The organism is Amycolatopsis thermoflava N1165, assembly GCF_000473265.1.
Taxonomy (GTDB): Bacteria; Actinomycetota; Actinomycetes; order Mycobacteriales; family Pseudonocardiaceae; genus Amycolatopsis_E; species Amycolatopsis_E thermoflava.
On record NZ_KI421511.1, the window covers coordinates 4,837,802 to 4,849,448 of the forward strand.

General features: G+C 71.5%; 15 protein-coding genes. 5 read left to right on the top strand and 10 right to left on the bottom strand.

Annotated elements, in window-relative coordinates; genetic code table 11:
• Positions 1-30: 30 nt before the first annotated feature.
• From AMYTH_RS0123785 to AMYTH_RS0123800, 4 genes are read right to left on the bottom strand one after another with little or no spacing between them, the layout of a single operon-like run.
• A complete protein-coding gene (locus tag AMYTH_RS0123785) occupies positions 31-600 on the bottom strand; it encodes a DNA-3-methyladenine glycosylase I (RefSeq protein ID WP_027932404.1) in 570 nt (189 codons plus the stop codon).
• Complete coding sequence (locus AMYTH_RS0123790) at positions 597-1,052, bottom strand: SRPBCC family protein (RefSeq protein ID WP_027932405.1); 456 nt, start codon at positions 1,050-1,052, stop codon at positions 597-599. Before AMYTH_RS0123790 ends, AMYTH_RS0123785 begins: the two co-directional genes overlap by 4 nt.
• Positions 1,049-1,351, bottom strand: coding sequence for a DivIVA domain-containing protein (locus AMYTH_RS0123795; protein ID WP_017986902.1), 303 nt, complete (start codon positions 1,349-1,351; stop codon positions 1,049-1,051). Before AMYTH_RS0123795 ends, AMYTH_RS0123790 begins: the two co-directional genes overlap by 4 nt.
• Position 1,352: 1 nt before the next feature.
• Complete coding sequence (locus AMYTH_RS0123800; RefSeq protein ID WP_027932406.1) at positions 1,353-2,297, bottom strand: glucosyl-3-phosphoglycerate synthase; 945 nt, start codon at positions 2,295-2,297, stop codon at positions 1,353-1,355.
• Between the two features lie 48 nt (positions 2,298-2,345).
• Here AMYTH_RS0123800 and AMYTH_RS0123805 point away from each other — a divergent pair, with 48 nt between their 5' ends.
• On the top strand, positions 2,346-3,017 hold the full coding sequence (locus AMYTH_RS0123805; protein WP_027932407.1) for a lysophospholipid acyltransferase family protein: 672 nt from the start codon (positions 2,346-2,348) through the stop codon (positions 3,015-3,017).
• Positions 3,018-3,264: 247 nt separating this feature from the next.
• On the opposite strand, the gene AMYTH_RS0123810 is transcribed toward AMYTH_RS0123805, so the two are convergent.
• Genes AMYTH_RS0123810 through dapE form a run of 3 tightly spaced genes read right to left on the bottom strand, consistent with a single transcriptional unit; the run spans position 3,265 to position 5,704 of the window.
• A complete protein-coding gene (locus AMYTH_RS0123810; RefSeq protein WP_027932408.1) occupies positions 3,265-3,831 on the bottom strand; it encodes an LOG family protein in 567 nt (188 codons plus the stop codon).
• Positions 3,832-4,602: an LOG family protein gene (locus AMYTH_RS0123815; RefSeq protein WP_017986898.1), complete on the bottom strand. Its 771-nt coding sequence runs from the start codon at positions 4,600-4,602 to the stop codon at positions 3,832-3,834.
• A gap of 25 nt (positions 4,603-4,627) precedes the next feature.
• Positions 4,628-5,704, bottom strand: a complete 1,077-nt coding sequence (dapE, locus tag AMYTH_RS0123820) for a succinyl-diaminopimelate desuccinylase (RefSeq protein ID WP_027932409.1) — start codon at positions 5,702-5,704, stop codon at positions 4,628-4,630.
• 34 nt (positions 5,705-5,738) lie between these two features.
• Here dapE and AMYTH_RS0123825 point away from each other — a divergent pair, with 34 nt between their 5' ends.
• From AMYTH_RS0123825 to AMYTH_RS0123835, 3 genes are all read left to right on the top strand, one after another.
• Positions 5,739-6,173 carry a hypothetical protein gene (locus tag AMYTH_RS0123825; protein ID WP_027932410.1) on the top strand — a complete coding sequence of 145 codons (435 nt, stop codon included), beginning with the start codon at positions 5,739-5,741 and terminating at the stop codon, positions 6,171-6,173.
• Between the two features lie 15 nt (positions 6,174-6,188).
• Positions 6,189-7,169: a 2,3,4,5-tetrahydropyridine-2,6-dicarboxylate N-succinyltransferase gene (dapD, locus tag AMYTH_RS0123830; protein WP_027932411.1), complete on the top strand. Its 981-nt coding sequence runs from the start codon at positions 6,189-6,191 to the stop codon at positions 7,167-7,169.
• 66 nt (positions 7,170-7,235) lie between these two features.
• The gene (locus tag AMYTH_RS0123835) at positions 7,236-8,147 is read left to right on the top strand and encodes a CHAD domain-containing protein (protein WP_037322655.1); all 912 of its coding nucleotides are present in this window, start codon (positions 7,236-7,238) and stop codon (positions 8,145-8,147) included.
• A 32-nt stretch (positions 8,148-8,179) separates the two neighbouring features.
• Here AMYTH_RS0123835 and AMYTH_RS0123840 read toward each other — a convergent pair whose 3' ends face one another.
• Complete coding sequence (locus tag AMYTH_RS0123840) at positions 8,180-9,556, bottom strand: FAD-dependent monooxygenase (RefSeq protein ID WP_027932413.1); 1,377 nt, start codon at positions 9,554-9,556, stop codon at positions 8,180-8,182.
• 69 nt (positions 9,557-9,625) lie between these two features.
• On the opposite strand from AMYTH_RS0123840, the gene AMYTH_RS0123845 reads away from it, so the two are divergent.
• Positions 9,626-10,222: a TetR/AcrR family transcriptional regulator gene (locus AMYTH_RS0123845; RefSeq protein ID WP_027932414.1), complete on the top strand. Its 597-nt coding sequence runs from the start codon at positions 9,626-9,628 to the stop codon at positions 10,220-10,222.
• Here the strand turns inward: AMYTH_RS0123845 and dapC are convergent.
• Both dapC and fdxA read right to left on the bottom strand, forming a co-directional pair.
• Entirely contained in the window at positions 10,216-11,310 is a 1,095-nt protein-coding gene (gene dapC, locus AMYTH_RS0123850; RefSeq protein ID WP_027932415.1) for a succinyldiaminopimelate transaminase, read from the bottom strand. The two genes, AMYTH_RS0123845 and dapC, sit on opposite strands and share 7 nt — an antisense overlap.
• Positions 11,307-11,627 carry a ferredoxin gene (gene fdxA / locus AMYTH_RS0123855; RefSeq protein ID WP_020420964.1) on the bottom strand — a complete coding sequence of 107 codons (321 nt, stop codon included), beginning with the start codon at positions 11,625-11,627 and terminating at the stop codon, positions 11,307-11,309. Before fdxA ends, dapC begins: the two co-directional genes overlap by 4 nt.
• Between the last annotated feature and the right edge of the window lie 20 nt (positions 11,628-11,647).

Sequence of the window (11,647 nt, forward strand, 5' to 3'; positions counted from 1 at the left end):
GCCACCCGCACCGCCACGCAGGGTGCCCAACTATGAATTTGCGCGGAAGCAGGTCACGAGGTGGTCGTCGACCATGCCCGTGGCCTGCATCAGCGCGTAGCACGTCGTGGGGCCGACGAACACGAACCCGCGCTTCTTCAGCGCCTTCGCCATCGCTGTCGACTCGGGCGTGATCGCCGGAACATCGGCCATCGTGCGCGGGCGGGGCCGCTCCCCCGTCGGCGCGAACGACCACAGCAGGTCGTCCAGCGGCTGGTCCAGCGTGGTGATCGCGCGGGCGTTCGTGATCGCGGCCAGGATCTTCGCCCGGTTCCGCACGATCGACGTGTCCGCCATCAGGCGCTCGACGTCGTCGTCACCGAACTCGGCCACCTTCTCCGGCACGAAACCGGCGAACGCGTTCCGGAAGCCCTCCCGCTTGCGCAGGATCGTGATCCACGACAGCCCGGACTGGAACGCCTCCAGGCACAGCCGCTCGTACAGCGCGTCCTGCCCGCGCAGCGGCACGCCCCACTCCGTGTCGTGGTACTCGGCGTAGTCCGGGGCCGAGTTCCCCCACGGGCACCGCGACACCCCGTCGGTGCCGATCGACTCCGTCATACCTGCCCCACCGAATAGCTCTCCGCGAACTTCGCGAACCGTTTCAACGAGTACCGCAGCCCGATCACGAACGCGGGCTTCACGACCGGCCAGCCCAGTTGCCCCGCGGGCCCCAGCGGCGGCACCAGGCTCTCCGACCACACGAACGTCGAGCGGTGCGCGCCCTTCGCGTGCACGTGGAAGGCGCCGGTGCCCTTGACGACGCCGCCCAGGTGCCGGACCGTGCACCGCACCGGCGGCTCCCAGCTGGTGATCACCATCGGGTCGGTGACGCCGACCCCGCGCACCCCGGTGAACGCGCTCAGCTTCGACCCGACGCTGCGCCCGTCGCCCTCGACGACCTCGACGTGCGTGCCGAGCATCCACTCGTGCTGCCGCTCCCAGTCGGTCAGCGCGAGCCACGTCGTGCCCGCGCTCGCGTGCACGTCCACGGACAGGACCAGGTCGATCATCCCGACGTCTGCCGTTCCGCCTCGAGCTCGGCCACCCTGGCGCGGAGCTCGTCGATCTCGGCGCCCAGCCGCCGCACCACCCAGTCCACTTCGGACATCTTGTACCCGCGCAGCACGAGCTGGAAGCGCACCTTCTGCACGTCCTCGCCGGTGATGTCCCGCACCGGCAGGCGCGTCGGCGAGCTGCCCGGCGGCAGCGGGGCGAGCTCCTCGCCGCGGCCGAACACGACGGCGGCCAGCAGGAACACCACAGCCGCCACGAGCAGCATGATCACGAGGTAGATCAGGGCGGTCGTCACGTCAGAATCGTGACACACCCGGGCGCGGTTCGTCCCCCGAGCGCACCTCGCGCATCGGCGGCCGGTCGGCGACCAGGACGTCCGACTCCAGCGGGACCCACGCCCCGGCCTCGGCCACGAACTGAGTCAGCGTCCCGGAGCCGCCCGCGCCGACCCCGCACCGGGCCAGCGCCGTGCCGAGGATCTGCCGAGCCATGACGCCCAGCTGCAGCAGCGACCGGTTCCGGTGCTTGCGCACACCCAGGTTGACCTGCGCGAGCCCGGCCATGCCGTAGCGGGCCTCGGCGTCGAGCAGCAGCCCGATCTCCACCCCGTACCCGGCCGCGAACGGTACCGACTCGAGGAACTCGCGCGTGGCCGCGTACTCGCCGCCGAGCGGCTGGACCACCGCCGACAACGCGGGCCGCAGCGCGGACAGCACCGGGCGCGCGAGCAGCTCGGTCACCCGCCCGCCGCCGTGCCCGGCCTCGGCGGACTCGACCCGCAGCGGCCGCCGGTAGAACCCCTTGACCAGGTGCACGCCCTCGGTCAGCAGCAGCGGGCCGAGCAGCGCGGGCACGAACCCGGGGTCGGGGTCGACGAGGTCGGAGTCGAGGAACACGACGAGGTCACCGGTCGTCGCCGCCAGTGACCGCCACAGCACCTCGCCCTTGCCGGGCAGCGGTTCGAGGTCCGGCAGCACGTCCTCGCGGCGCACCACCCGCGCGCCTGCCGCCGCCGCGACCTCGATCGTCGCGTCGGTGGAGCCGGAGTCGACGACCACCAGCTCGTCGACGAGGGTGCCGACCAGCGGCCGCACCGACGCGACCACGTCACCGACCGTCTTCTCCTCGTCGAGGGCGGGCAGCACGACCGACACGGTGCGGCCCGCTTTCGCCCGTACCAGGTCAGCGGGGTCGAAATCGGGCTCCTGCCACGTGCGCAGGGCGAACCAGCCGGTGTCCATGACCGCCGATCGTGCCATGCTGGAAATGACGACGAACTGGAGGAACCCGTGCTTTACCAGCTGATCCGTCTCCTGGCCGTACCGGTGGTCAAGCTGATCTACCGGCCGGAGGTGCGCGGCGTCGAGAGGGTTCCCGCGTACGGCCCGGTGATCCTCGCGCCCAACCACCGGGCGGCCGTGGACACGACGCTGCTGGCGCTGGTCAGCCCGCGGCGGGTGCGGTTCCTCGGCAAGGCGGAGTACTTCACCGGCAAGGGCCTCAAGGGCCGGTTGATGGCCGCGTTCCTGGACGCGGTGGGGTTCGTGCCGGTCGAGCGCGGCAACGCGAAGGCCGGGCTGGCGGCGCTGGAGTCCGGCCGCAAGGTGCTCGACGACGGCGGCGTGTTCGGCATCTACCCGGAGGGCACGCGCTCGCTCGACGGCCGCCTGCACCGCGGGCACACCGGGGTCGGCTCGCTGGCGCTGGCGACCGGGGCGAAGGTCGTGCCGGTGGCGCTGACCGGGACGGAGAAGCTGCTGCCCAACGGCAAGCTGTTCCCGCGGTTCGCGAAGGTCACCGTCGAGTTCGGGGAGCCCTTGGACTTCTCCCGCTACGACGGACTGGACGCGTCGCCGGCGATCCGGCGGGCGGTCACCGATGAGGTGATGTACGCGATCGCCGAGTTGTCGGGACAGGAGTATGTGGACAAGTACCACAAGCGGCCTGGAGAAGCGGCTTAGGCGGTGTGGCCGCGTAGCCGCTACGCGGGTGGTTAGGGCGCCGGCTTCGCTTCGCTACGCCCGGATGAGAAGTGCCCTCCCGAACCCGATCTTTCAGTGTTTTAGCGGCCGAGCAGGCGTGTCAAGGCTGGAAAGAGTACCTTGACACGCCTGATCGGCCGCCAAAGAAGGCTGGGGATCGGGTGCGGGAGGGGGCTGGTTCGGGGGTTGGTGCGTTTCGTTGCCGGGTGGCGGTTTCGTGGTGGTGTTACTGCCACTTGGCGGTGGTGGGGGCCTCGTATTTCGCGAAGGCGTCCAGGAGTGTGGCGGGGTCCTCGTCGACGAAGACCAGGTCCCGGTGTTCCGGGCGCAGGAACTTCTCGGTGACCATGTGGTCGATGAACTCCTGGAACGGGCGGTAGTACCCGCGCACGTCGAGCAGGCCGATCGGCTTCCCGTGCAGGCCCAGCTGGGCCCAGGTCCAGACCTCGGCCAGCTCCTCCAGCGTCCCGGCGCCGCCGGGCAGGGCCAGGAACGCGTCGGCGTACTCGGCCATCTTCGCCTTGCGTTCGTGCATGTCGGCGGTCACCACGAGCTCCGTCAGGCCCGCGTGGGCGATCTCCACCCGCTTGAGGTGCTCCGGGATCACGCCGATCACCTCGCCGCCCGCCGCGAGCGCGCCGTCGGCCACCGCGCCCATCAGGCCGACGCTCGCGCCGCCGTAGACCAAGCCGATGCCGCGCTCGGCGAGCAGCTTGCCGAGCGCCGTGGCGGTGTCCACGTACACCGGGTCGCCGCCGCCGGAAGAACCGCAGAACACACAGATTCGCTTCACTTAGTGGGTGTCCTCCCAGGCCTTGTAGGCCTCCTCGACCATCGCCACCGCCTCGTCGACGTCGTCGGTGAGGTGCAGCAGCGCCAGGTCCTTGTCACTGATCTTGCCCTGGGCGTGCACCGAGTCCCGGACCCAGTCGTAGAGCCCGCCCCAGTAGGACCGTCCGAACAGGACCACCGGGAACTTCGTCACCTTCTTGGTCTGGACCAGGGTGAGCGCCTCGAACAGCTCGTCCAGTGTGCCGAACCCACCGGGCAGGCAGATGAACGCCTGCGCGTACTTGATGAACATCGTCTTGCGGGTGAAGAAATACCGGAAGTTCACCCCGAGATCGACCCACGGGTTCAGGCCCTGCTCGAACGGCAGCTCGATGCCGAGCCCGATGGACAGCCCGCCCGCCTCGGACGCGCCGCGGTTGACCGCCTCCATCGCGCCCGGCCCGCCACCGGTGATCACCGCGAACCCGGCGTTCGCCAGGCCCGCGCCGATCTTGCGGCCCAGCTCGTACTCGGGGTGGTCGCGGGGCGTGCGGGCCGAACCGAACACGGTGACCGCGCGCGGCACCTCGGCCAGCGCGCCGAAGCCCTCGACGAACTCGGCCTGGATGCGCATGACCCGCCACGGATCGGTGTGCACCCAGTCGCTGGGCCCGCGCGAGTCGAGGAGGCGCTGATCGGTCGTGGTCGGCTCGATGCGACGCTCGCGGCGCAGCACGACCGGCCCCCGCTGCTTCTCCCGCGGGTGCTCGGGATACTCGGACGTTCCGTCCACTTCTGGCCCTGTCACGCCGCCGAGCTTACTGGCCCAGGAAGTCCCGCAGCACGCGCGTGACCTGCCGGATCTCCCGCGCCGCGACGTGCTCCTCGCGGGTGTGCGCGAGGGTCGGGTTCCCGGGACCGAAGTTCACCGCGGCCATGCCGAGCGCGGCGAACCGGGCGACGTCCGTCCACCCCAGCTTCGCCGCCACCGCGCCGCCGGCGGCTTGGACCAGCTCGGCCGTCGCGGGGGCGGTCAGCCCGGGCAGCGCGCCCGGGGACAGGTCCACAACGGACAGTTCGTAGCCGTCGAACACCTCGCGCAGGTGCTTTTCGGCCTGTTCCGGACTGCGGTCCGGGGCGAACCGGAAGTTCACCGCGAGCACGGCCTCGTCCGGCACGACGTTGCCGGCCACCCCGCCGGAGATCCGCACGGCCTGCAGACCCTCGCGGTAGGTCAGGCCGTCGATGTCGACCACCCGCGCCTCGTAGGCCTCCAGCCGCCGCAGCGGCTCGCCGAGCGCGTGGATCGCGTTGACACCCATCCAGGCCCGGGCAGTGTGCGCGCGCTTGCCGGTCTGGCGCAACTCGACCCGCATGGTGCCCTGGCAGCCGGCCTCGATGACCGCGTTCGACGGCTCCCCGACGATCGCCAGGTCACCGGCCAGCCACTCCGGCATCTCCCGCTCGATCCGGCCGAGACCGTTGCGCACGGCCTCGACCTCCTCGTTGTCGTAGAAGACGAACGTGACGTCGTGACGTGGCTCGGTGACCGTGGCGGCGAGGTGCAGGAACACCGCGTCGCCGCCCTTCATGTCGACCGTGCCGAGCCCGTGCAGCACCTCGTCGTCGCCGGAGCCCTCGCGGCGCACCGGCAGGTTCTCGTTGACCGGCACCGTGTCCAGGTGCCCGGCCAGCACCACGCGGGACGGCCTGCCGAGGTTCGTCCTGGCCAGCACGGCGTCGCCGTTGCGCACCACTTCGAGGTGCCCGGCCTGCGCGAGCAACGCGGCCTGCACCGCGTCGGCCAGCGCCGCCTCCTGCCCGGACACGCTCTGGACGTCCACCAGCGCGGCGGTCAGGTCGACGGGGTCGGCGTGCAGGTCGAGAGTCGTCATGTCCCGACTCTAGGGGGTGTCGTACGGTGGGCGGATGCGCACGTGGAAGGCCCTGATCACGCTCGGTGCGCTGGCACTCGTGCTGGCCGGCTGTTCGAACGAGGCCGGCCCGACCCCGAAGGGCGGCGCGGGCCAGGCGGAGACGCCCTACGCCCTGTCGGTCAAGCTCAACGCCCTCACCGCGGACACCTGCTTCCGCGACCCGGCCGGGCAGACCCCGCGCGGCTGCGGCAAGTACGTCACCGAACTGGGCAGCACGCCGGGGCTGGTGCGCGAGCAGGCCGGCCCCAAGCACCCGGACCTGGTCGCGGCGGCGAACGGCCTGGAAAAGGCCATCGGCGACTACCGCGGCGGCCACTGCGACGCCGTCGCCGACCCGGGCGGGGCGTGCACCACGGCGCTCACCGCGATCGCCGACAACCTCCGGTCGGTCAAGCAACTGGTGGACACCCAGCTCGTGACCGGCTGAGTTACGGTTGGGGCCGTGAGCGAGCAGAGCCCCAACCCCGAGACCACCGGTGCGCACGGCGTCGGCCTGGCCACCGTCACCACCGACGGGACCGTGCTGGACACCTGGTTCCCGCAGCCCAAGCTGGGCGAGCCCGGCACCAGCGGAACCGAGCGGCTGACCCGCGAGCAGGCCGCCGAGGTGCTCGGCGAGGCCGCCGCCGCGCTGCTCGGCCCGGACGAGGCCCGCGGCGTCGAGGTGGTCGCCGTCCGCACCACCATCGGCACGCTCGCGCAGGCCCCGGCCGACGCGCACGACATCTACCTGCGCCTGCACCTGCTGTCGCACCGCCTGGTGCAGCCGCACGGGCAGAACCTGGACGGCATCTTCGGCCTGCTGGCCAACGTCGTGTGGACCAACCACGGCCCGTGCCCGGTCGAGGGCTTCGAGCAGACCCGGCTGCGGCTGCGGGCGCGCGGCCCGGTCACCGTGTACAGCGTCGACAAGTTCCCGCGCATGGTCGACTACGTGATGCCCGCCGGCGTCCGGATCGGCGACGCCGACCGCGTGCGCCTCGGCGCGCACCTGGCCAACGGCACCACCGTCATGCACGAGGGCTTCGTCAACTTCAACGCGGGCACGCTCGGCGCGTCGATGGTCGAGGGCCGCATCTCGGCCGGTGTGGTCGTGGGCGACGGCACCGACGTCGGCGGCGGCGCGTCGATCATGGGCACGCTGTCCGGCGGCGGCAAGGAGGTCATCTCGCTGGGCGAGCGCTGCCTGATCGGAGCGAACGGCGGGGTCGGCATCTCACTCGGCGACGACTCGGTGGTCGAGGCCGGGCTCTACGTCACGGCCGGGACGAAGGTCGTGGTCGAGGGCAAGACCGTCAAGGCGCGTGAGCTGTCCGGCATCTCCGGCGCGTTGTTCCGGCGCAACTCCGAGACCGGTGCGGTCGAAGCCGTTCCGCGGACCGGGGCGGGCATCGAGCTGAACGAGATGCTGCACGCCAACTGACCAGAGTGCGATTTTCGTTCACCTATCATTCATGTGGTGAGCACCGCCACGTTGTCATCCCGTGTCGTGACCGCCGGTGATCTCGGTCTGCCCGAGGCGCCGCTGACAGCCGGCCCCCGCGACACCCCGGAGTCCATGCTCCGGGCGCGGATCGACGAACAGCTGCGTGCGATGCTCGCCCACGAACCGGGCACGCGCTCCGGCGCCGATCCCGAGGACCTGCACCAGATGCGCGTCGCCGTCCGCCGGCTCCGCAGCGCGTTGAAGCTGCTGGGGCCGGCGGGCGACGACGTGCGGGCCGAGCTCAAGTGGCTCGGTGCCGGGCTGGGCGAGGTGCGTGACCACGACGTGCTGATCGACCACCTGCGGGCCACCGTCGCGTCGTTCGACGAGTCCGACCAGCAGGCGGGCGCGCGGCTGGTGCGGATCTTCGTCGCGGAGCGCGCGAAGGCGAAGCGCCGCCTGAACCGGTGCCTCGGCAGCGCCCGGTACGCGGCGCTGTTGCGGTCGACGGCGCGGCTGGTGCTCACGGAGTTGCAGCTCACCCCCGGGGCCGCACCCGGACCGGTCGACGTCGCCGCCGTGGTGCGGAAGCCGTACCGGAAGCTGACGAAGGCAGTGGCCGCGCTGCCTGCCGACCCGCCGGACGACGAGCTGCACGAGCTGCGGATCCACGGCAAGCGCCTGCGGTACGCGGCGGAGACGGCGAAGTCGGCGGCGCGGAAGAAGCAGGTCACACAGGTGCGCGAGCTGATCAAGGCGACGAAGCGGCTGCAGGACGTGCTGGGCGACCACCAGGACGCGGTGGTGGCCGCCGAGCGGATGCGGGCGCTACTCGACGCGACCGACGAGCCCGCCGTCGGTTTCGTCGCGGGCCGCATCGCGGAGCGCGAACTGACGCGGCGAGCCACCGCACGGGCTACCTGGGCGGCGGTGCTGGCAGACGTGGACGCGGCGGCCACCAAGGTCTGCGGCTAGCCAGCCACCCCGCTCACCAGCGGCCACCCCGGCTAGCGGATCAGCACACCCACATAGCCGTCCGGCCGCACGACCACTTCCTTCGCGTCGTAGGCCGTGAAGGCGTGACCCTCCTCGTCGACCACTGACTTCCCCGCCCGGGACTGGCCGGGTCGCAGCACCGCGTAGGTGTGTGGCTCGTCCGGAGCGTCGCCGTCGAAGATCAGCCTCGTGGCGTGCGGGCCGCGGAACAGGTCGAACAGGCGGACCTTCGCGCCACTGTCGTCGAGGACCGGCGCGTCCGGCGCCCGGTCCCCCACCGCGAGGCCCGGCTCGTCCGACACCCGGTAGCTGATGTCGAGCTGCTGGGTGTCCGCACCGCGTTCGTGGGCCCGCTCGTCGCCGTCCAGGTGCCTGCGCAGCAGCTCCGAGGAGATCCCCAGCACCCGCTCGGCCACCGCCCGACGCTCGGTTTCGTAGCTGTCCAGCAGCTCGGGTGAGCCGTCGGCCAGCTTCCAGCCCAGGTTGTAGGCGTCCTGCACGCTCGTGTTCAGCCCCTGCCCGCCGGTCGGCGGGTGGACGTGCGCCGCGTCGCCGATCAGGAACACGCGGCCCTCCCGGAACCGCTTCGCCAGGCGCACGTTCGGCCGCCACACCGTCGACCACGCCAGCTTCCCCAGCCGCACCCCCGCGTTCAGACCGTCCAGAATGGACTGGAGCGTCTCGGCGGTCGGCTCGGCGTCGGCCTCCCCCAGCGGCGCGCCGAACTGGAACAGGCCGATCCCGGGCAGCGGGCTCATCATCACCCCGCTGCCCGGGTCCGCCGCACGCGCGAACCAGTAGCCGAACTCCGGGTCCAGGTCGGCCTCGACGTCACCCAGCAGCATCCGGAACGACTCGTCCGTGACGCCCTCGAACTCGATCCCCAGCGCCTTCCGCACGAAACTGCGCCCGCCGTCGGCGCCGACCAGGTAGTCCGCGCGCACCGTCTCGCCGGTCGACAGCTCTGCGGTGACCCCGGTGCCGTCCTGCGTGAAGCCGGTCAACTCCGCGCCCAGCTCGACCCGCACCCCGAACTCGGCCAGCCGGTCCCGCAGGATGCCCTCGGTCTGCGACTGCCCCAGCACCCAGCCGTTCGGGTAGGGCACGTCGGGTGTGGGCTCGCGCCGCTCGCCCATCCGGCGCTCCATGACGTACTCACCATCGAGGTACACCCGGAAGGCAGGCATCTCCCGGCCCGCGGCCAGCACGGCGTCGATGACCCCGAGGTCGTCGAACACCTCCAGCGTGCGCGGCTGCAGCCCGTCGCCCCGGGAGCCGCGGAAGAACTCGGTCGCTTTGTCGACGATCCGCACGCCGACGTCGCGCCGGGCGAGGTCGATGGCCAGAGCCAGTCCAGCCGGTCCTGCGCCCGCGATCAACACATCCACTCTGAATCTCCATTCACTGAATTTGAATTCATGATGGACTTGCTAGCGTGCTCCCGTCAAGGAGGTGCCGTGAAGCGCAAGGAGAAGGCCGCGGAGACCGAGGCCGCGCTGAAGGCCGCGGCGCAGCGGCTGTTCGCCACGCGCGGCTACCTGAACACGAAGATCACCGACATCACGGCGGAGGCGGGCCGGGCGGCCGGATCGTTCTACAACCACTTCGCCGGCAAGGAAGAGCTGCTCGAATCACTGCTGGCGGACCTGGAGGAAGCCGGCGACGAGAGCGCCGACCAGCCGGGCCACAGCCCGGACTTCGCCGACCCCGCGGCGGTCCGCTTCCACGTCGCGGCGTACTGGCGCTTCTACCGCGAGCACGCGCCGACCCTGCGCGCGCTGCAGCAGGCGGCGATGGTCAACGCGGACTTCGCCCGCAAGCTCGCGGAGTTCACCCGGGCGCAGAACGAGGAGCTGACCGACCACGTCGACTACGTGACCAAGGCAGGCCACCGCCTGCCCGGCACCCCGCTCGCGAGCGTCACGATGATGACCACGGCGGCCGAGACGTTCGTCCGGCAGTGGCACGACGGCGTGGTGGACATGCCCGAGGAAGAGGCGCTCGAAGCCCTCACCCGGTTCGTCTACCGGGGCCTCACCGGCCGCGACTACTGACCGAGGCGCTCGGCGGCGGCTTCGACGCGCTCGTCGGTCGCGGTGAGCGCGACCCGCACGTGCTCGCCGCCCGCGGGGCCGTAGAACGTGCCCGGCGCGACCAGGATCCCGCGCTCGGACAGCCACCGCAGGGTCTCCCAGGAGTCCTCACCGCGGGTGGCCCACAGGTAGAGCCCGGCCTCCGAGTGGTCGATGCGGAAACCGTTGTCCTGCAACGCCTTCTGCAAGACGACACGACGGCGGGCGTAGCGCTCGCGCTGCAGCGACAGTGCGCTGTCGTCGGCCAGTGCGACGGTCATCGCCTCCTGGACCGGGCGCGGCACGATCATGCCGGCGTGCTTGCGCACCGCCAGCAGCCCGGCGACCAGCTCCGGGTCACCGGCGACGAACCCGGCGCGGTAGCTGGCCAGGTTCGCGGACTTCGACAGCGAATGCACGGCCAGCAGGTTGTCGTGGCGGCCGCCGCACACCGACGGGTGCAGGATCGACACCGGATCGGCATCCCAGCCCAGCGCGAGGTAGCACTCGTCGGAGACCACGATCACGTCCCGCTCGCGCGCCCACTCGACGATCTCGCGCAGCGCCTCGGCGCCCAGCACGCGACCGGTCGGGTTGGACGGCGAGTTCAGCCACACCATCGCGGGCGGCTCGGCGAGGCCTCGCGGGTCGTCGGCGCGCACGATCCCGGCGCCGGCCAGCAGCGCGCCGACCTCGTAGGTCGGGTAGGCCAGCTCGGGGATCACCACGGTGTCGCCGGGCTCGGCGCCCAGCAGCCGCGGCAGCCAGGCCACCAGCTCCTTGGACCCGATGGTGGGCAGCACCGCCGCCGGATCGACACCGGTGACCCCGTGCCGTCGGCTCAGCGCCTCGACCGCCGCCGCACGCAGCTCGGGCGTGCCGTGGGTGGTCGGGTACCCGGGAATCTCCGACACCGACGCCAGTGCGGCGCGGATCGATTTGGGGACCGGGTCGACCGGTGTGCCGACCGAGAGGTCGACGAGGCCGCCAGGATGGGACTTCGCCCGCGCCGTGGGCTCGGCGAGCGAGTCCCACGGAAAGTCGGGCAGGCCGGTGTCGCCGCGGTTCATTCGCCCTGCGGAGGCAGGTCCTTGATCCACTGCGGATCGTTGCTGGTCTTGCCGACCTTGGAGGCGCCGCCGGGCGAGCCCAGGCTGTCGAAGAAGTCGACGTTGGCCTTGGTGTACTCGGCCCACTCGTCCGGCACGTCGTCCTCGTAGTAGATGGCCTCGACCGGGCACACCGGCTCGCACGCACCGCAGTCCACGCACTCGTCCGGGTGGATGTAGAGCATGCGGTCGCCTTCGTAAATGCAGTCGACGGGGCATTCGTCGATGCACGCCTTGTCGAGCACGTCGACGCAGGGCTCGGCAATCACGTACGTCACTGCGATCTCCAGCTAGGTCC

Excerpts from the sequence above, each read along its gene's own strand:
- AMYTH_RS0123785 (WP_027932404.1), bottom strand. The coding sequence starts at position 600 with ATGACGGAGTCGATCGGCACCGACGGGGTGTCGCGGTGCCCGTGGGGG.
- AMYTH_RS0123790 (WP_027932405.1), bottom strand. The coding sequence starts at position 1,052 with ATGATCGACCTGGTCCTGTCCGTGGACGTGCACGCGAGCGCGGGCACG.
- AMYTH_RS0123800 (WP_027932406.1), bottom strand. The coding sequence starts at position 2,297 with ATGGACACCGGCTGGTTCGCCCTGCGCACGTGGCAGGAGCCCGATTTC.
- dapE (WP_027932409.1), bottom strand. The coding sequence starts at position 5,704 with ATGACGACTCTCGACCTGCACGCCGACCCCGTCGACCTGACCGCCGCG.
- AMYTH_RS0123825 (WP_027932410.1), top strand. The coding sequence starts at position 5,739 with ATGCGCACGTGGAAGGCCCTGATCACGCTCGGTGCGCTGGCACTCGTG.
- dapC (WP_027932415.1), bottom strand. The coding sequence starts at position 11,310 with ATGAACCGCGGCGACACCGGCCTGCCCGACTTTCCGTGGGACTCGCTC.